Source organism: Bacillus sp. N6 (assembly GCF_052805735.1).
In genome coordinates this window covers 2,493,569-2,520,378 of the sequence record NZ_CM127843.1, presented here as the reverse complement: position 1 = coordinate 2,520,378, position 26,810 = coordinate 2,493,569, and the positions used below count along the sequence as shown (strand labels likewise).

Annotated in this window: 22 protein-coding genes and 3 pseudogenes; 5 read left to right on the top strand and 20 right to left on the bottom strand. The window is 32.8% G+C overall.

Translation table 11 applies throughout. From position 1 onward, the window contains the following. Nucleotides 1-48 precede the first annotated feature (48 nt). From ACUXVC_RS12890 to ACUXVC_RS12870, 5 genes are all read right to left on the bottom strand, one after another. Nucleotides 49-528, bottom strand: a complete 480-nt coding sequence (locus tag ACUXVC_RS12890; RefSeq protein ID WP_095690869.1) for an SRPBCC family protein — start codon at nt 526-528, stop codon at nt 49-51. 266 nt (nt 529-794) lie between these two features. Beyond that, nucleotides 795-1,331, bottom strand: a complete 537-nt coding sequence (locus ACUXVC_RS12885; protein WP_446026120.1) for a class I SAM-dependent methyltransferase — start codon at nt 1,329-1,331, stop codon at nt 795-797. 156 nt (nt 1,332-1,487) lie between these two features. Further along, nucleotides 1,488-3,161: a SpaA isopeptide-forming pilin-related protein gene (locus ACUXVC_RS12880; protein ID WP_446026119.1), complete on the bottom strand. Its 1,674-nt coding sequence runs from the start codon at nt 3,159-3,161 to the stop codon at nt 1,488-1,490. Nucleotides 3,162-3,314: 153 nt separating this feature from the next. Further along, nucleotides 3,315-4,118: a class C sortase gene (locus ACUXVC_RS12875; RefSeq protein WP_446026118.1), complete on the bottom strand. Its 804-nt coding sequence runs from the start codon at nt 4,116-4,118 to the stop codon at nt 3,315-3,317. A gap of 87 nt (nt 4,119-4,205) precedes the next feature. After that, nucleotides 4,206-5,867 (bottom strand): LPXTG cell wall anchor domain-containing protein, encoded by a 1,662-nt coding sequence (locus ACUXVC_RS12870; protein ID WP_197233163.1) that lies wholly within the window; start codon nt 5,865-5,867, stop codon nt 4,206-4,208. A 593-nt stretch (nt 5,868-6,460) separates the two neighbouring features. On the opposite strand from ACUXVC_RS12870, the gene ACUXVC_RS12865 reads away from it, so the two are divergent. Next, the gene (locus ACUXVC_RS12865; RefSeq protein WP_446026117.1) at nt 6,461-7,687 is read left to right on the top strand and encodes a helix-turn-helix transcriptional regulator; all 1,227 of its coding nucleotides are present in this window, start codon (nt 6,461-6,463) and stop codon (nt 7,685-7,687) included. Nucleotides 7,688-8,019: 332 nt separating this feature from the next. Here the strand turns inward: ACUXVC_RS12865 and ACUXVC_RS12860 are convergent, their stop codons facing one another. The 7 genes and pseudogenes from ACUXVC_RS12860 to yqeK form a co-directional block, all read right to left on the bottom strand. Continuing rightward, a complete protein-coding gene (locus tag ACUXVC_RS12860) occupies nt 8,020-10,683 on the bottom strand; it encodes a M4 family metallopeptidase (protein WP_446026116.1) in 2,664 nt (887 codons plus the stop codon). Between the two features lie 175 nt (nt 10,684-10,858). After that, complete coding sequence (locus tag ACUXVC_RS12855) at nt 10,859-11,233, bottom strand: hypothetical protein (protein ID WP_001059022.1); 375 nt, start codon at nt 11,231-11,233, stop codon at nt 10,859-10,861. 192 nt (nt 11,234-11,425) lie between these two features. After that, nucleotides 11,426-12,274, bottom strand: coding sequence for a GNAT family N-acetyltransferase (locus ACUXVC_RS12850; protein WP_016081549.1), 849 nt, complete (start codon nt 12,272-12,274; stop codon nt 11,426-11,428). A gap of 143 nt (nt 12,275-12,417) precedes the next feature. Further along, nucleotides 12,418-13,155 (bottom strand): phosphorylase family protein, encoded by a 738-nt coding sequence (locus ACUXVC_RS12845; protein ID WP_141241057.1) that lies wholly within the window; start codon nt 13,153-13,155, stop codon nt 12,418-12,420. Continuing rightward, nucleotides 13,152-13,457 (bottom strand): annotated as a pseudogene (locus tag ACUXVC_RS12840) (DUF3885 domain-containing protein); the annotation flags it as partial. The pseudogene ACUXVC_RS12840 and the gene ACUXVC_RS12845, both read right to left, overlap by 4 nt. Before the next feature lie 150 nt (nt 13,458-13,607). Next, a pseudogene (locus tag ACUXVC_RS12835) lies at nt 13,608-13,976 on the bottom strand (DUF3885 domain-containing protein); the annotation flags it as partial. Between the two features lie 13 nt (nt 13,977-13,989). Continuing rightward, nucleotides 13,990-14,598: a bis(5'-nucleosyl)-tetraphosphatase (symmetrical) YqeK gene (gene yqeK / locus ACUXVC_RS12830; RefSeq protein ID WP_029442354.1), complete on the bottom strand. Its 609-nt coding sequence runs from the start codon at nt 14,596-14,598 to the stop codon at nt 13,990-13,992. A 192-nt stretch (nt 14,599-14,790) separates the two neighbouring features. Between yqeK and ACUXVC_RS12825 the strand changes: the two genes are divergently transcribed. The 3 genes from ACUXVC_RS12825 to ACUXVC_RS12815 all read left to right on the top strand — a co-directional run bounded on the left by ACUXVC_RS12825 (nt 14,791) and on the right by ACUXVC_RS12815 (nt 17,825). Beyond that, on the top strand, nt 14,791-15,486 hold the full coding sequence (locus ACUXVC_RS12825; protein WP_001038809.1) for a response regulator transcription factor: 696 nt from the start codon (nt 14,791-14,793) through the stop codon (nt 15,484-15,486). Beyond that, nucleotides 15,476-16,633 carry a sensor histidine kinase gene (locus ACUXVC_RS12820; RefSeq protein WP_095690877.1) on the top strand — a complete coding sequence of 386 codons (1,158 nt, stop codon included), beginning with the start codon at nt 15,476-15,478 and terminating at the stop codon, nt 16,631-16,633. The genes ACUXVC_RS12825 and ACUXVC_RS12820 overlap by 11 nt, the downstream gene beginning before the upstream one ends. A 175-nt stretch (nt 16,634-16,808) precedes the next feature. Next, complete coding sequence (locus tag ACUXVC_RS12815) at nt 16,809-17,825, top strand: D-alanyl-D-alanine carboxypeptidase family protein (RefSeq protein WP_029442352.1); 1,017 nt, start codon at nt 16,809-16,811, stop codon at nt 17,823-17,825. A 58-nt stretch (nt 17,826-17,883) separates the two neighbouring features. Here the strand turns inward: ACUXVC_RS12815 and ACUXVC_RS12810 are convergent, their stop codons facing one another. The 5 genes from ACUXVC_RS12810 to exsK all read right to left on the bottom strand — a co-directional run bounded on the left by ACUXVC_RS12810 (nt 17,884) and on the right by exsK (nt 20,657). Continuing rightward, a complete protein-coding gene (locus tag ACUXVC_RS12810; protein ID WP_016081554.1) occupies nt 17,884-18,342 on the bottom strand; it encodes a DinB family protein in 459 nt (152 codons plus the stop codon). A 2-nt stretch (nt 18,343-18,344) separates the two neighbouring features. After that, on the bottom strand, nt 18,345-19,085 hold the full coding sequence (locus ACUXVC_RS12805) for an alpha/beta fold hydrolase (RefSeq protein ID WP_029442350.1): 741 nt from the start codon (nt 19,083-19,085) through the stop codon (nt 18,345-18,347). Next, nucleotides 19,078-19,638, bottom strand: coding sequence for an AAA family ATPase (locus ACUXVC_RS12800; protein WP_016081555.1), 561 nt, complete (start codon nt 19,636-19,638; stop codon nt 19,078-19,080). The genes ACUXVC_RS12805 and ACUXVC_RS12800 overlap by 8 nt, the downstream gene beginning before the upstream one ends. A 46-nt stretch (nt 19,639-19,684) precedes the next feature. Next, nucleotides 19,685-20,203 carry a GNAT family N-acetyltransferase gene (locus ACUXVC_RS12795; protein WP_446026115.1) on the bottom strand — a complete coding sequence of 173 codons (519 nt, stop codon included), beginning with the start codon at nt 20,201-20,203 and terminating at the stop codon, nt 19,685-19,687. Between the two features lie 139 nt (nt 20,204-20,342). Then, nucleotides 20,343-20,657, bottom strand: coding sequence for an exosporium protein ExsK (exsK, locus tag ACUXVC_RS12790; RefSeq protein ID WP_016081557.1), 315 nt, complete (start codon nt 20,655-20,657; stop codon nt 20,343-20,345). A gap of 551 nt (nt 20,658-21,208) precedes the next feature. On the opposite strand from exsK, the gene ACUXVC_RS12785 reads away from it, so the two are divergent. Next, nucleotides 21,209-21,460 carry a hypothetical protein gene (locus tag ACUXVC_RS12785; RefSeq protein WP_446026114.1) on the top strand — a complete coding sequence of 84 codons (252 nt, stop codon included), beginning with the start codon at nt 21,209-21,211 and terminating at the stop codon, nt 21,458-21,460. Nucleotides 21,461-21,654: 194 nt separating this feature from the next. Here the strand turns inward: ACUXVC_RS12785 and ACUXVC_RS12780 are convergent. The 3 genes and pseudogenes from ACUXVC_RS12780 to ACUXVC_RS12770 all read right to left on the bottom strand — a co-directional run. After that, nucleotides 21,655-22,950, bottom strand: a pseudogene (locus tag ACUXVC_RS12780) (IS3 family transposase); the annotation flags it as partial. A gap of 326 nt (nt 22,951-23,276) precedes the next feature. Beyond that, nucleotides 23,277-25,217: an AMP-binding protein gene (locus tag ACUXVC_RS12775; RefSeq protein WP_098127303.1), complete on the bottom strand. Its 1,941-nt coding sequence runs from the start codon at nt 25,215-25,217 to the stop codon at nt 23,277-23,279. 49 nt (nt 25,218-25,266) lie between these two features. Then, the gene (locus ACUXVC_RS12770) at nt 25,267-26,808 is read right to left on the bottom strand and encodes an acyl-CoA carboxylase subunit beta (RefSeq protein ID WP_000886755.1); all 1,542 of its coding nucleotides are present in this window, start codon (nt 26,806-26,808) and stop codon (nt 25,267-25,269) included. Between the last annotated feature and the right edge of the window lie 2 nt (nt 26,809-26,810).

The following is a 26,810-nucleotide window of genomic DNA, read 5'->3' as shown; positions in this document are numbered from 1 at the left end:
CATTTTTACAATATAATAATTACATAATGAATATTACCTATTATGCAATTATCCTCTCACTTCATGAATCTTATCCTTGTATATTTCAAACCACTGTTGCCATTCATCTTTAGAAAATTCTTTCTCTTCTCCTTCTAAAACGAAAGAAAAAAGATTTAAACAAATATGCCAACCAGCTACATCTCTCGGTGTATGATCTGTTAATTCATGAATGTACTCTTTAAGAAGTAAAAGAGTACCATTTTCCTCATTATGTATTTCAAATCTGACACGGTCTTTATCCCAAGTAAATTCAAGTACTGAGTTTAGTTGACACTCTAAAATATCAATATTTATGAATGAACCGTCCATCATGTCGAACTTTATTATTCCAGCAGTTTTAAGGCTTTCAATCTGTAAATTGGGCATCCATTTTTTCAGCTTACTGTTTTCTGTTAATACAGACCAAACTTCCTCTACCGTATATGGAAATTCGCGTTCAAATTTTACAATATATCCATCAGTTAGTTTCCCAATTTCAGCTATCATTTTGATTGCCTCCTTATATAGAATGTATGTTCTCACTTCATTTTACACGAATATAAATATAAAATAAATATTTATGACAACGAAGTGTTAATTTAAAGTGAATGGTGCTGAGAAAAACTTAAATATTTTCTAAATCGAGTTATATAATATTGAAAATTAAATATAGATTTACGTACAAATAAAAAAGCCGCATTTGCGACTTATGAAATCATAGGATTAACTCCTGTTTTGTTGTATGATTAACGCTTAATCGCATCGACAATTAGCTATGGAAAACCAAGTTTATCGCCTTTATTTCTAGAATCATACCTTTTCGAACGGAAAATAACACCGTCGTTTGCATCCCATTCGTTGTAATAAAACCGACCATTTTCATCACAATATTCAAGTAAAACTACCTCGAATCCAGCAGTTTCAAACATTTTCGTTAATGTTATATAATTATGAACGATTTTATGACTTGCTGCTGGATGATCTTTCGGACCGGGTCCCCCTATTTGAACTATATTTTGATATGCCTCATCCTGAAAGAATGCATCAGGGACTCCGCACCGAATATGACCAGATGGTTTTAAAAATTCATAACAAATTTCAGCTGCTCTTACACCTTCTTCAAAAGTAAGGTGTTCCCATACATGCTCAGCTAAAATAGCTGAAATAGAGTTGTATTCAAATCTTTCTTCCCACGTAGCTTTATCTAGTAAGTTAAGTTCATCTTCTTGCGTTTGAATCCAACCTGGATTATTATTAAACACTCCAGCTCCGACAACTACTTTAATTTCGTCTTGTTTTATTGCCACCATGTTCACCTCTTAAATATTTTAATTCATTAATATATTCTATGTTTCCTATTATCCTTCCTCCTTTAACAAATTTAGTACCATGAGTCCAGTACAATACCGAACTCATGTCCTAAAAACTCTCTAACACAACGATCTGTCTAACTCTATAAAATTAGTTCATAATATACGATTTTTCTTACAGAAATATAGCACAGCAAACATTAGCATAATACCAATTACGTAAAAAATTGTTGTTCCGCTCCCACCAGTATTAGGAATTACCCAATTATTCTTCGCATTTTTCACTGTTATTTTTTGTGTCTTTACTGCTTCTGTAATTTCTATTTCTATTGGATCCCTAAGTAACATATATCCGTTTGGCGCTTTTATTTCTTTTATCGTATATTTTCCAAGTACTAATTGACTGGAAATCACCTTTCCTTTTTCATCCGTTGTTAATCTAGCCACTTCTTTACCCTCTTTATCTAAGACTTGAAATATAGCGCCTTGTAGTTTTAAATTGATATCCTTATCATCAACTTTCTCAATTTCAAATTGTCCAGTCGGATCTGGTAATTTCTTATTTCCTATTTTAATTTCTATTACTGCATCTTTTTCTACTTTTACAGTTATTTTTTCTTTTAATAATTCGTAACCTTTAGGTGCTTCTACTTCCACTAAGGTATAGTTTCCTTTTGGTAAGTCTTTTGATATCGCTTCTCCTTCTTCATTTGTTACTAGTTCTCCAACTATTTTTTTATTTGAATCTTCTATATGAAACTTTGCTCCGACCAATTTTTTATTAACATTATTACTATCAACCTTTTTTATTTTTATTTTTCCTGTACTAGGCTTGTTCCAATGTTGCCAGTTAAATTTGAAATTGTGAAATTCAAATCCACCAGTTTGTTGTACCGCACCGACAAATGCTTGTCCATTAATCGAACCGCCTTTTGTTTCTAATACAGCATTGGGGGCAAACACACTACCAACGACACCATATCCCTCTGTTATAATTTTTTTCGCATTTGGAAAAACCCAAATCACTTTCCCATATAGCTCAGTAAACGGGGAATTAGGAGAATATGGTTGTGATGTAGGAACTATATCTGTAGCCCTTCCAATATTGTTCGTGTCATATAGAATAGACCCATTTTTAAATGTAACCTCTGTTGCATCCGAATACATAACAATAAAATCTTTGTCCTTAGCACTCGGTAAAAATACATCTCTTATATCTAAATTGATTTTCCCTGTCAATTCTGATGAAACATAAATATTAGAATTGTTTATATCTTTTCCGATTCCATAACTCATATTTGGAATTGGGGTATTCGTTTTATATTGACCAGCATTTTTACTGACTTGGTTCACTATATTGCGAAATTCATTAAATTTCGCGTCAATTTCTAGTTTTTCTTTATATACGATATGATCATAAGAAGATTGTATGATGCGATCTGGATCACTCTCTTTTGTCATTACGACTATTCCGTTTTGAATGATAAAAGATTCTTCTCTTGATTTCTTAAATTTTCCAGACAATAACAAGGACGGATATCCCTCATCAACCCATTTTTCACCTACTATATTAGATGTTCCCGCTGCAGCACCTACAATCGTATACCCCGATGCATCCATATCACCTTGAACTGCGATTGCTCCTTCAATGTCACCACCTATTGCTTTATGGTTACCAAAGACAACAGCATTATAACGCGATATATCACCTAGACTTTCTAGGTTTGTCGTGGATCCATATGCTTCTTTTGGTACATATACGACAAAACTTACACTTAACATTAACAAAACAATAAAATGAATACTTACCAGCTTTAATCGTAGCCTCAATTCCTTTGTTCCCACCTTTACCGTATTTTTTCTATAGTCGAATAAAATGACATATTCACCAATGAGGATTTACTTCATCCTTTATATACTTTCTTTACTTATCTCTGAATTTCCGTTCCCACTTCCCATTAATGCAGGATAAATAAATACATTCTATCGAGTTAACCTTTTCTTATAAATTACGACTAGAAACACACATAACAATAGGATTGGAACTATTACAGTCCACTTATTAAATATAAATATCTCTGTACTCACTTTTTGTTTTTCTTTCTCGTTTAACTCCACACGCACACCTCGAACTAGCAATCTATTGGTGTTTACTCCATAAGGCGTACACGTAATTAAAGTTGTATAATCTTTATTTTCTACAATTTGTAGATCGTCCGTTTCGTGTGGTAACACTACTTTAATTTGATCTACTTTATAAGCAAGAACTTTGTCTAAAGAATGAATATAAAAAAGATCTCCTTCACTCAACTTATCTAAATCTGTAAATAATTTTGCTGATGGTAAACCACGATGCCCTGTTAAAATAGTGTGCGTACTTTCTCCACCTATCGGGAGCGAAGAAAAATCTAAATGACCTATCCCGCGGCTCAATACTTCCTCAGATGTCCCTTGATAGATTGGCAGTTTTATATTGATTTTCGATATTTCAATATACCCCATTACATCTCCTAAATTTAACGCATCAGCATATGCTCGATGATTACTTTTTTTTTCAGAAAATGGATCAGTAAATGTTTTCGTGGAAGTGTGAACTTGTTTATTATATTCGGCTGCTTCTTTTTCCCTACGTTCGACTTCTTTCTTTTGTAATGCTTTGATATTCTTATCGTAAGAGCTAATCTCAGAATAATGTGCACGAGTCGCCAACCAATTACTAATAGTAGGATATAAAAAAACACCTAATCCAAATAAAAAAATACCTCCCAAAACAAGATTTCGTTTCATATTTCCACCTCTGTATATGCTTAAATATCGAAAAGAGGGAAGCATTTTGCTTCTCCCCTTTTCCCATAGTTACATGTTCCTAAAATCTTAATTATTAGCAGACTTTTTTCTAAAGAAAACAAATGCCGCTGTAACCATTAACGTAAGACCTATTACAGTAAAAAGAGTCGTTCCTATGCCACCCGTTACCGGAAGAACCCATCCACTTTTATTATTTTCAATCGTTAATTTAACCGTTTGATTATTTTCGCTAATCTTTACATCAATGGGATCTTTTAATAATTGATAAGAAGCTTTTGTACCATCTTCTTTTGTATATGTTGGAGCTTTCGTTTCGAAAATTTGATAGTCTCCATATGGAATGTTAGACCATTTAATAACACCATTTTCATCTGATACACCTGTTACTTCTTTTCCTGCTACAACAACTATTTTTCCATTTTTATCTTTAAGTACAAACTCTGCACCTTTTAATTTATTCTTATTAGCACCATCAATTTTTGTTAACTCAATTATTCCAGTTGTTGGAACAACAACTACAGGTTTAGATTCCTTTTCTCCAATTACATCATTTTTATTTGTAAAATCAATTTTTGCTGTATTTAAAATTTCCGAACCAGATGGTACTCCTTCTTTTACTTGAGATTTAATTTGCAAATGAAATTCTTTTTTACCATCTAATTTTGTGAAATCTTTTACTGTAGCTGTTACCTTTTGACCTTCTATAGCTACCTCTACAATGCTTGCATTTACTTCTGCTCCATCAATTTTCACGATTGGCTTTCCTTGAATCACTAAACGATTATCCAAAGTATCTGTTACCACATATTTTTTGTATTCCTTAATGTCTTCTGGAATTAATGTTTTAATATCATAATTATAATTAGTTAACGGATTGATTGGTAACGCTTCCAATTTTCCGTTAATCTTTTTATCAATTGTTGGTTCTTCATAGTTTTTCACTTCTAATTTAACTACTGTACCAGAAGTAATAGTTCCATCTTCATTAATTGTTCCGGAGTTCTTAACAAAAAACTCACGTTTAGTTGGATCTATTACATAGCCTTTCGGAGCTTTTGTTTCTTGGAAATAGTATTCTCCATACACCAATCCTTGCACGCGAATATGACCATTAGCATCTGTTACTAACTCTTTTTTCACTTCTGTACCGTCTTTTTTAAATAAAGAGAATACTGCACCTGCTAATGCTTTTTCATTTACACCAGTTTTTATTAAATCAACTGCACCACGTTTAACCTCATTTTTAGGATACATGTGAACATCATAGTTTAGCACCTTACCCTCTTTATTCGTTAATGGGATATCCACTGTATACGTATTGGGATTTAGATTCACATGTGGAGGTCCTGCCACTTCTTTCACCTCATAACGTCCTAGCGGAAGATCTTTTAATACAGCTTGTCCGTTATCATCTGTTACTACTTGCGTTGGAGTGGCTCCCATTACAGGTTTCACGTCTTCTTTTACGATTTTCCCATCGTTTGAAATTTTTTCAAAAGAAGCAACCCTTTTTACTTCAAACGTTACACCTTTTAATGGTTTCGCATCTTTTGGCACCTCTTGATTTGCAGAACCGTCACCTTCTAGTCCCTGCGCTCCATCTTTTTCTTGTTCATACTTATGAATCGTTAAAGTACCTTTAGATGGTGAATCCGCCTTTACTAATACACTAGACCATGTAGAAAATGTTAAGAAAAACACTAAAAGCACACTAAATATTTTTTTCATTTCTCTTATCCCCTTTACTACTTCTATCATTTTAAAAATCTCTTTATTACTATTACCTTCTTAAAAGCAATAGTGTGCCAAGTATCAGATTTAAACGAATAACATAAAACATAGTCGTCCAACAATCCATTGTTTACAATCACTTATTCACTTTTCTTATCTTCTATTATTACGTTGTCTCTCCACATGATATATGTAATTTTCTCCCCTAAATTACACTTATATCCCTATTTCAAGAATCATTACATTTGTTACATAATAGCTTTTCACTGCTAATTTTGACTAGTCACTTACTGTCAATCTATTAATTTCTCACTTCCTATCCCTATTTAAAATCCAATCTTAATCATTTTTTAATACATATAAGTAATAACCAACAAATAAGTGTGACGATTCATATTTTACGCTACTGTCCAAAACTATTACCTGTATATTCAAATAATATGTGCTATTCATGTTAAATTATGGTATTATTCTTAGAAGTTTATAACTTTTATTTATATTTTTTATTAATAAAAATTTTCCGTTTCTACTTATGAAAAAAGGAATATATGTTTATTTAACTATTACGCATAACTGTAAGGAGGAAGAATATGACTAAAAAGCTCAGTCTAGTTGAGATAGAGTACATTTGCAATATGTTTTTCCAATCTTTTGAAATTCCAGTTTGTTTTTTAGATTGTAACAAAAATATTCTTTTAGAATTCACATCAAAAAATGATTCACACTCGTTGTATACATCAAAAATAGAACAGTTACATGTGCTTTTTCAGAGAAATGATACATATAATTCCCCCATCTTCAGAACTCACGAACATCTAGGGCACTTTATTTTAATTCACATAAAGAGCGATTATATGGTGAACGGTACTGTTATTATTGGGCCCTTGGCACATGTAAATTTTTCTACAAGTAAAGCGGATAGTAAACTTAATTTTATTCCAAATTATAAAAGAACAAGAGACCATTATTTTTCATTGTCAGTCAAAGATCAAAATTTCTTTGTAAATATAGCAATATTGTTCTATAACATTCTCTATAAAAAAAATTCAGATGTAAGCACATTTTCAAATAACAGTGACTCACTTCATATAAGTCATGGCAGAATCTTAAACGAAGATGTATATATTTCAATGCAAAAAGACGAATCCATTTATCATAATTTATATATAGAGCAGCAACTACTTGGTTCTATAGAAAACGGGGATAAAGAAACCGTACTCAAATATTATTACGAATTCCAACAAGAGACTCTTTCATCTTTATCTTCATTCCATCAATTAAGACGTCATAAAAACATTTGTATTTCATCCATCACGCTCGCTACTAGATATGCGATAAAAGGGGGACTTCCATCTGGGATTGCTTACAAAATTTATGATTTACATATTCAAAGAACAGAAGATTTAAAAGACAAAGAATCTGTTTGGGATTTATTAAAAAATGCTTTTTGTACCTTTGCAGACCGTGTAAAGGCACAAAAAACACAGCAACATTCACAGACTATTGCTATTTGCAAAAACTACATTTTTAAAAACATTTACAATCCAATATCTGTTAAACAACTTGCTAAATTTGCAAATGTGAATTCAGATTATTTATCTATATTATTTAAAAAAGAAGTCGGTATTTCATTAATTGAGTACATTCAACGTGAACGAATCGAGGAAGCAAAGAAATTATTAACTTTCACCACCTATCCTTTATCAGACATATGCGCTTCGCTTAATTTTAGCGATCAAAGCTATTTCACTAAAATTTTTAAAAAATTCACCAACGAAACACCTGGTAAATACCGAAAATCTCATGTGGTCATTTAGAGTGACACTTCCATTAAAACAAAGTATTTTCAGTAACTTATCAATGGCAAATTAGAAGTACTCCTATATTCATGAACTATAGGATTTATGCTATTTTCAAATCAAAAAACACGTTACTATTCTTTTATTTTAATGAGAATAGTAACGTGTTTTATATGTAATATAGTTCTGTAGACAAAATGGCATCCAACTGTGAATTTTTACAAAAGCCAAATGTACCGCTTAACTACTAAAATCTTATTAAGTAAAAAATCCATATTTCTTTTTACTTACTTTCTACTTTATTTCTTCTGGATAATGAACTCTTTTCTTCAAACGAATAATCCCTACTATTATTTTTGTATCTTTCTAAATTTGCGAACCAAAGTGAGTACTGTACCTGTAAGAATCATCAATATGCCGATTGCTGCACTGTTAGTTGTACTTACACCCGTCTTTGGAAGCTCCTTATATGTATATTCTTTTTTATCGGTATTACTGTTGTTTGTCTTATTAGCAAGACCATTAGGTTTGCTAGTTTCTTTATCTTTCACTAATACTTTTTGTATTGTATTTACCTCATTACCCACGGAATCTCTTACACTATATATTATTTCATAAGTACCAGCTTTAGTTATATCTATAGTTCCTTCATACGCTACTTTAGAAGTAAGGTCACCGTCTTCTTTGTCAGTAGCTGATACTCCTACCAACGGATCAAATTGATCATCCTCAGTAATTGAAGTTGTAGCAGGTACTTTTAGTATTGGTTTATCATTTTTAACTTCTTCTCTAACTTTGACCGTTACAGTTTGCTTCGCCGTTACTTCATGGCCTTTTGAATCTGTAACTGTGTATTTTAATACGTAAGTACCGGCTTTATTTGTATCTACTTCACCATCAACTTTGATTTTAGAAGTAAGATCACCGTCTTCTTTATCGATAGCTAATACTTCTGCCATTGGAACAAATGAATCTCCTACATGAATTGTCGCTCCAACAGGCACTGTTAATTTAGGTTCTAAATCTGATGTTTCTCCATTTTTCTCTACAATTACAGTCTGTGTTGCCGTTGCATTCCCCCCTTGAGAATCAACAACCATGTATTCCACAATGTATGTACCTGGTTTTGAAGTATCTACATCGCCTTTATGCTTTACTTTATTTGTTAAATCACCATCTTCCTTATCAACAGCTTTTACATTTCTCATTGGATCAAACGTATCTCCTACACGTAGTGTAATGGTAATCGGTACAGTTAACTCTGGAGCTTGGTTTTCTACTGTTTTTTCGTTTTCTTTCACTTTTCCTGTAATTTTTGCCGCATCAAAAGCATTTTGGATTGCTTGAACTTCAATTGAGTTCGTTCCATATTTATTAGTTGCAACTGTAAGGCATGCCAATCTCAATTCAGAGAAATCAGAAGTCATGTTTAATTCATCAGTATTTGCATAATAGAAAATATCAAACATTTTATCTTCACCAATACCATTTACATTTACACCGTTATGAGTACCACCTTGTGCAATTAAATACGCAACTTTATTAATAATACTTGAGTTAAAATGAACGCCTCCATAATCCTCTCCATTTAAATCATTATATTTACTATAATCATCAGGATACGGTAGTCCTTCTGAAAAATTAATTGCAGTTGGATTTTTCATATTACGAAAAGTCGATCCAGTTTGTTCTCCTATTGTCCAGTTAAATTCCCCATTATTTATGTATTTCTCTATAGCCGTTCCCATAATATCAGATAATGCCTCGTTAATCGCCCCAGATTCTCCTGAAAATTCAAGGTTAGATTCGCTTGATGTAACTGCATGTGTAAATTCATGACCCGCTATATCGAATGCTTTTACCATAGGATCTCCATATAAAAGCATGCTAATGTTATTAATATTAGTACTAAATGCATTCTCCCAATTTTCAGGATCATTTGTTCCTCCAGAATCCCATGCATGTACAACTGAAACTACTTTTTTTCCTTTATTATCAAAACTATTACGCTTATATTTTTCTTTATAAAAATCGTATACCTTTGTTGCTAAGAAATGAGCGCTTACCGCCTTTGGATCATTAAATGTTGTTGAGGCGCTAGTTGCTAGTATACCAGGATAATAACTTTCTTCATTTGTAATATCTCTATAATTTACATCATATGTCTCAATTCCTTGCCCTCTTGTGTAATCAGCAAGCGCATAATTCCCACTGGTCTGTTTAGAAATACCAAATGTACGAGTTACGCCTAAATCATCTTTTCCTGTTCCAGTTAATGATGTGAAATTGCTAGTTTTATTTTCCTTAACGGATTCAACATACTCTTCACTTATTTTCAAACTTGATTCTTGTACCATATTTTTTAACATATCGCCATTATGAGCATTCACTAAATAAGTTCCAGATATATAATTTGGTGTTGTAGCAGCAAATGTAACTTGATATGCATTGCTAGCCTGCCCATGATTTTCATCAACAAAAATAACCGCCTTAACTTCTGGTTCAGAAATAAATTTAGTGTCGTTTCCGTACTTTTTATAAATATATTGTTTCGCTTCTTCTTTTGATAAATTAATAGGTTTCTTTAAATCTTCTTGTGTTAAATTTTGTGCGCTAGCTCCTGAAATGCTTTTAATAATACCTTTTTTATCTACGTGAGCAGTCAACTGGTGGCCATACACTTCTTTTCCTTCATATATTTGTTGCATGCGCACAAGTGTAGTTCCATCATAAGAACCACGTTTTTGAAGAACCTTGTAATCTACTCCTGTTTCTGCACTAACTTGTTTTGGAGACAAAGCATGCTCCGTATTTTCCTTAAGTGCATCTTTCACTACATTCTCTGGCGTTTTTTTTGATGGTTGTGTAAGATCCCCTGTACGGAACGAATCCTCTTGAATTTCAACTTGCATTTGACCAGGTTCCTCTGCATGACCTACTCCATATGGTATTACACTTGTTAAAACGAATCCTGTTGTTAATGCAACTATAGCTATTTCTTTTTTATTTCCCATGATATTTACCTCGTATAAATTTCTATTATTTATATGAAACTGCTAAAATGTATACAATCTATTCCTAACATAAAAAGATGACTTTTGTAATCTACAAAAGCCACCTCTTCAATATGTAATATCCCTAAAATGTTTTTAATACATAATTTCTATACAAAAAAGAAAAAAGCATTCATTAACGAGCATTTTGCAATACTTTTATTAGGTCATTTATATTTTCAACTTTCTGCTGAAACTGATCAAGTCTGCTATGTAGCAATGAAGGATTTTTATCTTCAGTTGAAATAACTTGTTTTAATTCGTTTTCTAATTTATCATACATATCAAAGAAATTATCAAATTCTACACTTACAAGCTCTTCATTTTCGCGATAGAATCTTTTTGCTTCTATATAAGTCATATATGATTTATTTAAAAATCCTAATGAAATTAAATATTTAGAAGTGTTTTCTTGATAAATAGCAATATCACACGCTATTTTAATATCAGAATAAGTCTTTTGAACGAGACAATGCAATTCAAAAATCTTAAACTTTAATCCATTATTCATTTCATCCCCTCCCATCGTATCTATTCTACATAAAATTAGAATATTATACAAAGAAAATTATTAGCATAAAATTGACAATTAAAAAGATAACTTAAGGATAAACAAATTCCTCTCATTACAAATTATATTTGAGAAGAATTTACCAACTTAACAGAAAAAATAAAAAGCGAAAAGAATAAATCTCTTCCGCTTTTAGAGTAATAAATACATTTCATATTGTGCTAAAGAATTCTTTTCAAATCCACATTTCTTTAAAAAACCATCCAGTAAATTATTGTTAGGAAACCCAATTGATAAACTTGATAAATGTAATTCTTCTCTTGCTACTTGTAATAATGTCATCCCAACACCAATATTTCTATAATCTTTGTCTACGAAAATAAAACTAATTTTACCTTGTTCATTTACACATAGAGAGCCTTTTAACTCATTATCGACATATGCACCATAAAATATATTATTTGTTTGTTCGATATAATCAATATCATTTTGCCAATTTATATGGAAGTTTAACCATTTCTGAATTTCATCTTTAAAAGTTGGAAATTCTAATTGTTTTACTTCAATATCCTTACAATCTTTATTCATTATTTTAGTCAAATCATTTAAATTATAATAAGAAAGATCGTACACTTTTTCATAGCCCAACTTATTATAAAAATGAATCGCTCGGTCGTTTCCTACAATGACTTCGAGAAAAAGTTGCTTACATCCATGTTGAATCGCCTCTTCTTTATGCAGTTCAAATAATTTTCGACTCACACCAATACCGCGATAATTAGGATGAACCGCTAATGTTCCGCAGCGCATAGTCTTTATACTTTCATAATCCTTTATACCACCTAGTATTACGCCAACAGATTTGTCACCGTCTAAAGCAAGAAAAGAATGTTCTAGCAAATTACCTTCTGGTCCCAAAAAACGTTGTATAAAATCCTCTTTTGAAACCTCCATCTTAATAATATAATCGGAAAATCCATCTTTAAAAGCTTCATATACTAAATCAATATTCACTTCACTACACCTTTTATATTGAATCATATAAAATTGCCCTCCAATTGCTTGTATTAACCTCAACATGTACCCATATAATATATTCCATCTATTATAAATTTCAGCTCTTAATTTGAAACGAACGGACATTGCCTTACATATAACCCACTATTAATTTGTTTTATAACAAACTATCTATTATTTACTACATTAATCTCATAAACACGTAAAAAAGCAATTAAATGCTCACATGCTCTTTCGCATGCTAGCATTTTAAAGATTTTTTGTTCTTCTTTCGTTTTATCATTCGCTTGATCTGAAGCAGCTTTTAAACATAGAAATGGTTTTTTATTTATTTGACACACATAGGCGAAAGCTGCTACTTCTTGATCAACTGCCAATGCTCCATATACGGTATGGAGTAAATATCTCATTTCCGAACTACGAATACGTTGATCTCCTGATAAAAATGTGCCGAAATGTATCGGATCATACGATCGTATTTTTTTTATTCTTCTTACAAGTGATTTTGTTATTTCAATAGGTGCTGTTCTACCGTTATATAAATTAAAAACATCTTCCCCTGAACCAGCAGCAGTAACATCGTGTTGTATTGCGTTTAGTGCCACTACAATATGACCGTTTTTCACCTTGTTTGATAAACTTCCGCATATTCCTGTCATAAACAACTCATCTGGCTGAAACTCACTAATTAACAATTGTACACAACTAGCGCAGCTTACTTTACCGACACCAGTAACAACTGATATAATTTCCAGCTCATTAATAGTATGAAAATGAAATTCCCAAGCTGCTCTTTTTTCAACACGTTCACTCGGATAATGTTGATGCAAATACGCCAGTTCTGGTTCCCATGCAGATACAATTGCAATACGTTTCATTACACGCTTCACTTCCCCTATTGTCATTTAAATATGTTATCTATACTTTCTCGTTCATAATCTAGAATCCGTTCTTTATATTTCTCATATAAATCTCGTATTATTTCTTTATTCTTCGCAATTACTTCACATCCTCTATCATCATACATAAACATGACAATATCTTTCGTTACATTTATGAGAAATACATCTGGATAAGAAATTTCTTTTTTTCGTCCAAATCGAGGATACAGAGCAGAGAAATCCTCATGATTAGCAGCTTGTATAAGCGATTCATACTTAATATCTTCTACGAGACATTTTAAAGAAAATTGATATGTACAATATAAAGTGAAACTTTAATCAGTGGGGGTTTTGTTCATCCCCACTGATTATTAGTTGAACCAATCGGGCTTTTAGGGGCAGTTGATTCCCACCTACCTTCTTTGCTTTCGCTGAATTTTGAGGTGAGGGTCTTACTGCCCGTTAATGCGGGATAAATCTGCTTCTTCATCTTCAAATAGAAACGGTAACGTTTCTTGTCTTATATGAAATCTTAAATCTCTTTTCTTAATATATTTATTGTATACATTTATTTTCTGTGGAGTTTTTATGTTTTCCTTTTTAAATCTATAAACATTTGTCACTACAAACACTACATCTTCTTTTGAAAATATGTCTTCAAATAAGAATTTATTATATGTATATAGTTGAGAAAAGTATTCCATATTTAAATCGTCGGTTCCTTCTACAATTTGATATTTATCTTTTCCGAAATCAAAATGTAAATGATTTTCCCACTGAGATAATAAGTAGGGTCCTAATGTAACTCCTGGAAATGCTTGATTCATATATTCTTTTAATTGTATTTCCTTGTCCTTTCTACTGTACAATTCTTTTTAAATCCCAATATGCTTCTTCTAGCCACGGGTGTATAACTTTCAATGTATCTTTCCTTTCCCACAAATATGAAATATATACAAAAGCTGCTTTTTCCAAAGATTTTTCCAATCCTTTTTTTATTTCTATTAAATATGGTGGTGTCCCTTTTTGATCCCATTCTATTTTATCTGCAACAAATAATACTAAATCCATTTTCGTTGCATGTTTACGCAACGTTGTATGGCAACAAATTGCATTTAAAATTTCTTCATCTTCTACTTTAAATATTTCTTTTGCGATTACTCTCGATAATTTTTGATGAATAATCATAGGAAATTTTCTTTCTGCTTCCACTATTTCTACCCCAAATTCTTCAGCAACTGCAATCCGCTCCTCATTCGGAAAAATGCCACTAATATCATGTAAATATCCTGCAATTGCTGCTTTTTCTTTATCTACGTGAAACTTTTCCGCAATCTTTTTTGCCTCATTTGCCAAACGCATTGAATGTTTATATGTAAACTCTTTATTATATTTTAGTAGAAAATCTTTAATATCATTTTCTATTTTTCCAGTTGGAGTAAATGAATATATATCATTATATAGCATAGAAAATCCCCCTTATAACTAACTTTCAGTATAATGTGGAATCTAAATATCCTTGTTATTTTATATTCGTTATTAATCTTTTTACTCCTTTTTAATACGTTACATGAAATTTTATACAGAATCATCGCTACAAGTACATAAATGTTTGATATTATAGTAATGTTGATGATTTGTAAGGAAAGGAACTACACAATGAATAAAAATATATTAATTATTGATGATGATAAAGAGATTGTTGAATTACTTGCTGTTTATTTGCGAAATGAAGGCTATAACATTTATAAAGCTTATGATGGCGATGAAGCATTGCAAAAGGTTTCTACATATGAAGTTGACCTTATGATTTTGGATATTATGATGCCAAAACGAAACGGATTAGAAGTTTGTCAGGAAGTACGTGAAAATAATACTGTACCAATTCTAATGCTTAGTGCAAAAGCAGAAGATATGGATAAAATATTAGGTCTTATGACAGGTGCCGATGATTATATGATCAAACCATTCAATCCATTAGAATTAGTAGCTAGAGTAAAAGCTTTATTACGAAGATCCTCTTTCCAAAATGCTACTTCGCAAAAGAATGAAGATGGTATTATTCGTATTCGCTCTGTTGAAATACACAAACATAATCATACTGTTAAAGTAAATGGAGAGTATATTAAACTCACTTCTATTGAATTCGATATTTTATATTTACTTGCGAGTAATACAGGAAGAGTATTTAGTTCAGAAGAAATTTTCGAACGCGTTTGGAATGAAGATGGTTATGGTTCAAATAAGACGGTAATGGTCCATATTAGCAACTTACGGGATAAACTTGAAACAGTAATGAATGGAGAAAAATTGATTCATACTGTTTGGGGAGTTGGCTATAAAATTGAGAAATGAAGCATTTGATATATTAAAAGATATTCCTAAATGGAAACTTATTTTTTGGCTCTTATTAGCTATCACACTCACTCCTATTACTGAATTAATTATTTATCGCCTCGTTACGAGTGTAATTGAGAGTTCACTTACTCTAACCGAACTTGGTAAAGAATTCATTCGAATTTTTGGTTATGAAAAGTATAAAGGGATTAAAGAGTCTTTATGGATGATGATTGTTTCTTATTTGTTTTTATTTTCTATTTTTTCATCCTATCTTTACATTTTTTATCGTCACGAGAGAAAACTTTACTATGAAACTTGTATTAAAAAAATGATAGAAGAAATTCGTTACATTGCAAATGGAAACTTCAATCATAAAGTTTCTATTGTAAATCATAACTATCTGGAAGAGTTAGCAATTGGGGTCAATGAAATTGTTGAACAATTAAAAGTCTCAATTGATGAAGAAAGACAAGCGGAACAAGCAAAAAGTGAACTTATTACAAATGTATCACATGACTTACGCACTCCTCTTACTTCTATAGTTGGATACGTAAATTTAATCCATCATGATAATTATAGAGATGAAGTGGAATTGCGATACTATATTCAAGTCATTTACGATAAAGTAACTCGTCTTAATGCATTAATGAATGACTTGTTCGAATATACACGTGTTCAAAATAAAGAATTAAGCTTGTATTCTGTCCCTATTGATATTGTAGAGTTACTTGGACAATTAACTGTTCAATTCCGCATACAGGTTCAAGAAGCTAATATAGAATGTCGGCCTTCTTTCCCGTCTCAAAAGCTCATGGTATTAGCTGATGGTGACAAATTAGTGCGTGTGTTTGAAAATCTTATTATAAACGCTATCGCTTATGGACGCGAAGGTCGCTATATTGACCTTACTGCTTATGAAAGCAATAATATGATTACAATTGATATAACAAATTACGGACAACCTATTCCTAGTACGGATTTACCTCATATTTTTGAACGTTTTTATCGCGTTGAGAAATCACGCTCTACAAACACTGGTGGATCTGGACTTGGATTAGCAATTGCAAAAAGTATAGTCGAGTTGCATAAAGGAACAATTGAAGTATATAGTGATGACGAAAAAACAACATTCACCGTAAAACTACTTCCATACAAATGTTAATATTACAAATAAAAAGTTCAATTTCTTATCATATAAGAAATTGAACTTTTTCTATTATTTCCCTAAATTTAATAATCCTTTATAATTCTTTAGAAATTCTTTACCTTTTCTTTCTTCCTAATTAAGCATTCCTTTTTACAATACTATTATTGATGTCATAATAGGAGGATCGCTTATGCAATTCTTAAAAAAATTCGCTATTTTATTATTATCTTTTTTCATTACTGCACTTATCGTTTTATATTTTTACCTTTATGTAAATGGTCCGATTATTCAAGCTAAATCAGCTATTTTAATAAATGCTAATTCGGGTGAAATTGTTTATAAAAAAAATGAAGAAACTCCAGTACAATCAGCTACTTTATCTAAATTAATGACAGAATATATCGTATTGGAGCAACTAAATGATAGAAAGATACAGTTAGATGACTTCGTACAAATAAGTAACGAAGTTTTCCGAGTAGAGACAAGCCCTATACAAGTAACATCGAATGATAAAACAACGGTTCGTGATTTACTTCATGCATTGCTACTGGCAGGGAATAATCGTTCTGCACTCGCTCTAGCAGAACACATTGCTGGAAATGAAGATAACTTTACAATATTAATGAATAAAAAAGCAAAAGAACTACAGTTATTACAACCATCTCCATTTCTAAACTCTACTGGAATTAATCATGATACAAATAAACAATCAACTACAACAGCAATAGACGCAGCTAAACTAGCTGCACGATTAGTAAAAGATTTTCCAGATGTATTGAATATTACGAAACTAACCTCTTACCAATTTACCTTCAAAGATTCCCAGGTTTTCAATACGAATAAAATGATATATTCCCTTAATGAAAACATTAAACTTCAAGGTGTTGATGGCTTACAAACTAGTTTTTCAACTAACGGTAATTATAGTTTTGTCAGTACAGCAGAACTAGGAGATACTAGACTAATTTCAGTAATATTAGATGCAGATGAAGAAAACATCTCATTTATTGAAACAAAAAAGTTGCTACAGTATGGTTTTGATCCTTCCTCGTACTCTGCACTCCAAGCTTTTAAAGACACCCTTACATCTTGGACAATATTGCTTCAGTTTAAAAACTTAATTATACAAACTATAATGATTTTCTTAATCATTACCACCTTAATGTTTTTACATATACGTCAGAAAAAATCCGAGGATTTCAATTAAGAAATCTTCTTATATATAAAAACCGACTTGCGTTTAAGATGCAAGTCGGTTTCTAATTCTATAATCCTCTTCCAATCAAATTTGCTGAAACTGGTTGCAAGTTTAACTCCCTCGCCCATATAGATAGCTGACCAATATGATGGATTTCATGTACGATTACATGTCTTAAAACTTCACCGTATGTATATGTTTTATCTGTCCACGAAGCATTAAACATCTTACATTCTAGACTAGATGACCACAACTGCAAAAAAGCTTTTAATTCTCGTTTATATAAATCAGATAACGCTTTCACTTTTTGAATCGATTGATAATCTTTAAATTGCGGTTCTCTATCATCTTCTCCTTGAAGAGCACTAATCCAACTATACTCTACATCTACAATATGAAATAATGTTTCTAAAATACCCCCAACACCACCAACACGTTTGCAAAGTAAATCTTCCTCTGAAAGTTGTTCACACCACTTAAACCAATCTTCTCTTACTTGCCAATTATATTGAAATAATGTGTACACATTTATCTCTCCCCTACTCCAATTATCCACCTAACAGCATCTGTTATATAATGTGGTTCATCTTTTTGAATATAATGACCACTTTGTTCTGCAATTATTAGTTTATTTTTGTTTGATAATCGTAATAATTCTTCTTGCAATTGTAACCATTTTATTTGTGCATCTTGCGAATAAAAAGCTTTTTTACCAGCTGCTAACACGACGAGTGGAATATTTCTCGTTGACTGACAATATTTATCTGCTTCACCCAGACTAAACATAAACTCTTCATAAGAACTTTCATGTACAAATTGTTTATAGTAAGCTTCTTGAAATTCTGGAGACATGATTTGCAAAAATGCTTCTTTATAATTTACTGGTGTAGAATCAACCAAAACCATTCCCAACATATCTTCAGGATAAAAATCCGTAAATAAACGTGCATTTATACCACCAAAAGAATGTCCTACAAAAATATAAGGTGGCTTCAGTTGTAAAAGATTTAAGCATGTTCTCAAATCTTTTACCATTTCAGAACTAATACGTTTCTTGGAACTCTTCCCGCTTTTGCCTAATCCAGCCCGATCGTATGTAAGTACCGTACCATATTCCGTCAGTCCTTCAGCAATTTGATTCCATGCCTTCGAATAATCGCCATAGCCTGATTCCAATATAATAACAGGCTGCTGCTTCTTTCCTTGGAGTATTTTCGTATACATTTTAAAATCAGTAACTTGTATATATTCCTCTATACATTTAACCATTGACAATCACTTCTCTTCGGCCAAGTTCCTCTACAGCGTGATTAATTATTTCATTTACAGATAAAGAACCCTCCAATACGATATCTGAATTCGGCTTAACAGTATGAATTGCCTCCAAATAAGCTTTTCTCGCATATGTCATGTAATGTTCCAAGTCATTATGTATTTCATCTATTGTACCTTCCTTAAAATCTCGCAATATCCTTCTAGCCATCGCAATATCTAAAGGCGTATCAATAAATATAGTTACATCAATGAATTTTCGCATCTCACTATTTAAGTATGCAAAAGGATAATCTACAATAATATAGTCTAAACTATTATTTTGTATAAGTTGCTCAATATCATGAATTAACGGTCTTAATACCCACTCGTCATAATTCGCCCCATCATCAATCCATTTACAAATATCAGCGGGACAGTTATCAAATGTATAACTATCAAAATATAGGGCTTTCGAGTTTTTCAACTCATGCGTTAATCTTTCTGTAATTGTAGTTTTACCGCCCCCTGAAACGGCTGCAATTGAAATTATTTTTGTTTTATTATCCATTCTTCCCACCAAACCCCTTTTATTAACATAATATAATTATAAAACACTACCAATACTGATTTTTCCATTCATATTCTAACATACTCATTTCCCATAAATTCCAATACGTTTCTCCTACTCTTTTTGACTCTCTTAATAAGCCTTCTTTTACAAACCCTATTTTTTCGTAACATGAAATGGCCGATGTATTAAAATCATACACACCAAGAGTTACTCTATGTAGTTTTAATTCGTCAAAAGCAATATGAAGTACTGCTTTCATCATATGTTTTCCTATAGAACGTCCTCTCATCTTTGTATTACCAACTAATACTTTTCCAATTCTAGCGGACTTATTAATATTATCTATTTGCCCAAGCGAAATATGACCAATAACGTCTGAAGTCTCTTCATCTACCACTTTGAAAGCGAGTGTATTTGCACTTTCTATATACTTCTCTAATTGCTGTTCGTCTAAAGGAAATGTGAAGGCATTTCCTGACCATTGTATTAGAAATTCTTCGGAATTAATCCAGCTTATTAATTGTTTAAAATCAGATTTTTTAAAGATTTCTAGTTTGATCATTTCCATGCTCCTTTCGTACATCACTCTTTATAGCCTCAAACTTATTTCTATATAAAGAATATATTCTCCTTTTATATGAAATTAAAATAAAGCCATTCATGTGAATGGCTTTATAAAAAAACATAATTATGCTTTTTTCCTATGTCAACAATAGTTCAATAGCTTCAATTTTACATACAGATATAATTACCGTAACTACGCCAGCACTATTAGCAAGCCTTACAACATCACAAGTTACTGAAGAAACAGTTCCTTCAAAATTATTTCCTGTTGTAGTAATGCGCACTGCACTGTGTACTAATTTTTTAAGTTCGTCTCTAATTCCTTGAACACAGCAACAATCGCATTTTTTATTTTGTTCTTCATGTTCTTTTTTACACTCTTCGAAAGCATCCCAACAATCATCCTGTTTACATCTACACTTCTTTTTACAATTATTAAATCGAGACCCCAAAACCTCACCCCCTAATCCTTTCTATTAATAAAGTATGTCCACTTGCTTAAAAGGGTACGAGGCAAAAACATAGAAAGAAAAAAACAAACACTTGTACTAAACACTCTTTTCATTATTAATTATAAAAACAGACCTCTCATAATTAATATGTTGTTTAATGAGGAGAGGTGGATTCTGCTGTATTTAATGTTTAGATCCACTTTCTAAAACAAATCTTTTTTCTTTTAATAGGCCCCCCTCCCCCCGAAAGACGCACCCGTTTTTCCTTCGCTATTGTGAAATATACATTCAGAGAAGTGTACTCCAAAATAAGATATTATTTATAATCAGAATGTTTTCTTTAACAAATGTTCATGGAAAAATACCATAACTAGTAGTTCTGTCTATTATCTCTTAAAAATTAGCATTGTTTGTATGAACTCTATATCTAGTAGAAAATACTCTATCATATAAAAGGAAAATAGTAGGTTAATAAACAAGCCATTTTTTTATTAAAACATAGAATAATATGAACACTATTAAAAGGAGGTAGAAATGAATGTCTTGGAAAAATGATTGCTGGAGTTCTCAGAAAAAGCATTGTTGTGATGATTGGTGGAAATCTAAAGAAAAGTGTCATCGTGATGATGACTGGTGGAAATCTAAAGAAAAGTGTCATCGTGATGATGATTGGTGGAAATCTAAAGAAAAGTGTCATCGTGATGATGATTGGTGTTCTAAACGAAATAAGTGTCGCTGTAATTGTTTCTTTATTTGTTGCCATTGTAAAAGGAAAAATTGGTAATATTTTCGATGTCAACTGAAAGGAAAGAATATGTCTTTTGGAACCACTCGGGCTTTTACGGATAGTTGATCCCACACCTACTTCCTTACTTTCGTTGAATTTTGAGGTGGGGGCCTTACTGCCCGGCAAATAGCGGGATAAATACTAGAATGTAATATATAAAAAGCTGACTGAGTATGAAGTGACCCCTAAAAGTTAGACACGGTTATTTCATTAGGCAGCTTGATAAAAATGAGTCCGGTATTGTACCGGGCTCATTTTTAATTTTGCCTTAATCCGTTTCGTATTATAATAATCTATATATTTTTCTAATTCTATTTTAAAGTGCTCTACATTTTCAAATTCTTTTATGTAGAGGAACTCCGACTTCATAATCCCAAAGAAATTTTCTATTACTGCGTTGTCGTAACAGTTGCCTTTTCGAGACATACTCTGGACGATAGCTCTTGATTCAAGTGTACGGACGTACTGTCTCATTTGATAATGCCATCCTTGATCCGAATGTATCAGTAGCTGGTGGGTTTCAGGTAAACGTTCCAATGCTTTCTCTAACATGCCTGAAACAAGCGAATACGTCGGTCTAGAACCAATTGTATAGGTAATAATTTCACCATTATACAAATCTAATACAGGTGATACATACAGTTTTTCTCCAAACAATTTAAACTCTGTGATGTCTGTTACCCACTTTTGATTCGGTGCATCTGTATGAAAATTACGCTCTAAAATATTAGGTGCAATTCTACCGACTGTTCCTTTATAGGATTTATATTTCTTCATACGCACAACACACTTTAACCCAAGCTCTTTCATAATGCGCTGAACCTTCTTGTGGTTCACTTTCTGGCCACGATTCGTTAATTCATCACGAATGCGACGGTAACCATAACGACCTTCATTTTCCTCATAAATCGCTTTAATCTCAGCTTTCAAATCGGCATCTACATCTGGACGATTCATTTTCTTTACTAAATCATAATACGTGCTTCGAGGAATAGTAGCTAGCTCCACGAGTGCCTTCACCGAATATTTATGCCTTAATTCGTAGACTACTTGCGCTTTGTCTTGTTTTGTGATTTTTCCTTGTTTTGAACTAAGGCATTTAACTTTTTTAAGTACTCATTTTCCATCTCAAGCTGTTTAATGCGTGCTTCAAGTGCTTCGACTGACCCTTCAGCTAAAGGTTGTTTTAATTGTTTATTTGAATCTTTTTTCATGGATGGACGCCCCTTTTTCTTAGATTGAAGGGCATCAATTCCTTGTGTTTCAAGCTGTTTTTCCCAAACAGAAATCGTTGAAGGGGCAGGAATATTAAAGATAGCTGCCGTCTCAAATAAGGACATATCGTTTTAGAAAAGCTTCCAGACCATTCTGTTTATATTGGTTTACCCAATTCAAAATGATTGTGTCATTTATACCGAGCGATCTACCTATTTCTCGATAACTTTCATTTCCGTTCAAATAACGTAGAACGATTTGTATTTTTTCATCAGATGTAAATTTAGCCATAGAAAAACTGCACCCCCAATTGTTAGACTGTGTCTAACAATTGGGGTGCAGTTCAATTTATAGTGCTCTTTTTTTATCATTTGGATGTGCCTTTCAAATTAAATTTTGTAACAATCTATTAAAATAACGCTTTTATTGAATTTCATCCTTAACAAAATTTAATTACTCTAATGAATAAAGATGCCACAGTATCGTATTTTAATAAAAATTATAAAACAGACATACCTAACACTAATAGTAAAATTTTTCTTCTTCATCAACTTCACTTCTTCTCTTTTTATAAACATAAAAAAGGAGCTCTATTTATATAGAACTCCTTGCTAACTTTATAATTTACTAGACTGTAACCCCTGAATAAACGGAACTACTTCAGGATTTACAAGCGATGATAAATCACCTAATTCTTTTCCTAAGTAAGCTGCTTTAATAACACGGCGCATCACTTTAGAATTACGTGTTTTCGGTAAATCTTCTACAACGTGGATGTCTTTAGGACACAACGCTTTTCCAATATGAGAGTTTACTAAACTCATTAATTCTTTCTTTAATTCTCCTGTGAATGTTACATAATCTCTTAACACTACAAAACAATGACAAACTTCACCTTTTACTTCGTCAGGTACACCAATTGCAGCAGCTTCGATTACATCATTATGTTTCACAAGAATAGATTCATATTCAGCAGGTCCAATACGTTTACCTGCAATATTTAACGTATCGTCTGAACGCCCTGTGATGATATATTGTTCACCATCGTAAATAACCCAGTCACCGTGGACCCATTTATTTTCAAAACGCGACCAATATGTGTTCACGTAACGTTCATCATCTTCCCAGAAGCTTTTCGTCATACCTACCCAAGGTTTCTCTAAGCATAATTCTCCGACTTCATCTCGAATTGGTTTACCTTGATCATCCAGCACGACAGCTGCCATTCCTGGTAAAGATGCGTTAAAACTAATTGGTGCGATTGGTTTAATAAGAACATTACCGAAAATCCCACCAGAGATTTCAGTTCCACCTGAGTAGTTACAGATTGGAACATTTCCTTTTCCAACTGTTTCAAACAGCCACATCCATGGATCAGGATTCCAAGGTTCTCCTGTTGATGCGAATACTTCCAAACTCTTTAAAGAATGTTTATTGACATACTCATCACCTTTTGCCATTAATGCTCGGATTAACGTTGGTGAAATACCTAGATGAGTAATTTCATATTTATCAACTGTCTCCCATAACCGGTCTGCTTCTGGGAAGTCTGGAACACCTTCGTACATAACCATCGTTGCTCCATTAATGAGTGAACCGAATAATAGAAACGGCCCCATCATCCAGCCCATATCAGTTACCCATAATACACGATCACCTTGTTTAATATTCATTCCAAATCCTGCATCAAAAGCTGCTTTCAAAGGAAATCCTGCATGCGTGTGTACTGTTCCTTTCGGCTTACCAGTCGTTCCTGATGTATAAATGAGCATTAATGGATCATCACTTTGCATTTCCTCGGCATGTATGAATGGTTTTTCTTTTTCTAGCGTACTCCACGAAAAGTCATAGTTATGTGGTGTAAAATCATTTCCTGCATGACGAACGATAACAACTTTTTCAACAGTTGGGCAATGTTCACAAGCTTTATCTACTTCATCTTTTAAAGAAACAATTTTACCACGGCGTGAAAATCCATCTGCAGTAATAATCATTTTTGAACCCGCCGCTTGCACACGTGTCATAACTGCATCAGACGCAAAGCCTGAGAATATTGGTGAAATAATTGCTCCAATTTTCATTACAGCTAGCATCGCAACAACTGTTTCTGGAATCATCGGCATATAAATTGTTACACGGTCACCTTTTTCAATACCCGCGTGTTTCAAACCATTGGCAACACGGCTTACCCAGTTATCAAGCTCTTCATATGTAAATGATTTTGAAGTTCCATTTTCTCCTTCGTACTGAAGTGCTGGCTGTATTCTTGTCTCTTCATCCGCAAGCCAGCGGGATAAAGCTGATTCTACAACGTTACATGTTCCGCCATTATACCACTGTGCAAACGGTGTACCATTTTCTAAATCTAACACTTCTGTATAAGGTTTCATCCATTGATAGCCAACTGCTTTTTCTGCCTCTCCCCAAAGCCAAGCTGTTTCCTCAATAGATTTATTATAAAAAGTTTCATAGTCTTCATATCCCAATGATTTCATCCAACTATATAAACGTGTTTTTTCCTTGTACTCTTCTGTTGGAAACCAAACTGCTTGTTTCAATATTTTCCCCTCCTTAACTTTTTGAGCAAGAAAGCCCTAAATAGGGCTTTTAAACTGGATATACAGGATGTTTACGATCCGTGAATACTTGATATTTACTCATATACATTTCGAAACGTCCTTTTAACTCTTCACGTAAATTGTTTGGATGAACAATACCATCAATCACCATCTCTGATGCTAAGTGGTATATATCAATATCTTTCTTATACTCTTCACGTTTTTCAGCAATAAAGCTAGCACGCTCTTCTTCTGGTAAAGCTGCAATTTTATTTGCATATACAGCATTGACCGCAGCTTCTGGACCCATTACCGCAATAGAGGCTGTCGGTAATGCCAGGCAGCAATCTGGTTCAAATGCTGGACCTGCCATCGCATATAAACCAGCACCATATGCTTTACGAACAACGATAGAAATCTTCGGTACAGTTGCTTCACTCATTGCAGAAATCATTTTTGCACCGTGGCGAATAATACCAGCACGCTCTACTTTTGTACCGATCATAAATCCTGGTACATCCGCAAGGAATAATAATGGAATATGATATGCGTCGCATAAATTAATAAACTTAGCAGCTTTATCAGCTGAATCATGGAATAATACGCCGCCCTTCATACGCGGCTGATTTGCAATAATACCAACTGGCTTACCATCAATACGTGCTAAGCCTGTAATTAGCTCTTGAGCAAATAATTTTTTTACTTCATAGAATGAACCTTCATCAATAACTCTATTAATGAGATCTTTCATATTGAAAGGAGCATTTTGATTTTCTGGAATGATTTGTTCTAACGTTTTATCGAATTGTTTCGGTTCTTGAGGTGTAACCAATGGAGTCTTTTCTAAGTAGTTATTTGGAAAATATGAAATGTATTGTCTTGCTTGTGTAATCGCATCTTCTTCTGTCTTACATAAAACATCTCCGCATCCTGATACAGAGCAATGCATACGAGCTCCGCCCATCTCTTCTAAAGTTACCTTCTCACCGATAACCATCTCAGCCATACGAGGAGATCCTAAATACATAGATGCATTTCCTTCTACCATCATTACAACGTCGCAAAAGGCTGGAATATAGGCACCACCAGCTGCAGAAGGTCCAAATAATAAGCATACTTGAGGAACTTTACCTGATAATTTCACTTGATTATAGAAGATTCTCCCTGCACCACGGCGCCCTGGGAACATTTCTACTTGATCTGTAATACGTGCTCCAGCAGAGTCGACTAAATAAAATAACGGAACACGTAGTTTTTCAGCTGTTTCTTGAATACGTAAAATCTTTTCAACTGTGCGTGATCCCCACGATCCAGCTTTTACAGTAGAATCATTGGCCATTACACACGCAGTACGACCATGTATTTTACCCGTTGCCGTTACAACGCCGTCCGCAGGTAAGCCTGTTTGTTCACAGTTAGCAAATAATGCATCTTCTACATATTCGCCATTATCAAATAGAAGCGCTAAACGATCTCGAACAAATAATTTTCCTTTTGCTTTATTTTGTTCATGATATTTTGGTGCGCCGCCTTGTTTAATCGTTTCAACTCGTTCTTCAAATGTATTCGATTGTTGTTTTTGATCTAACATAT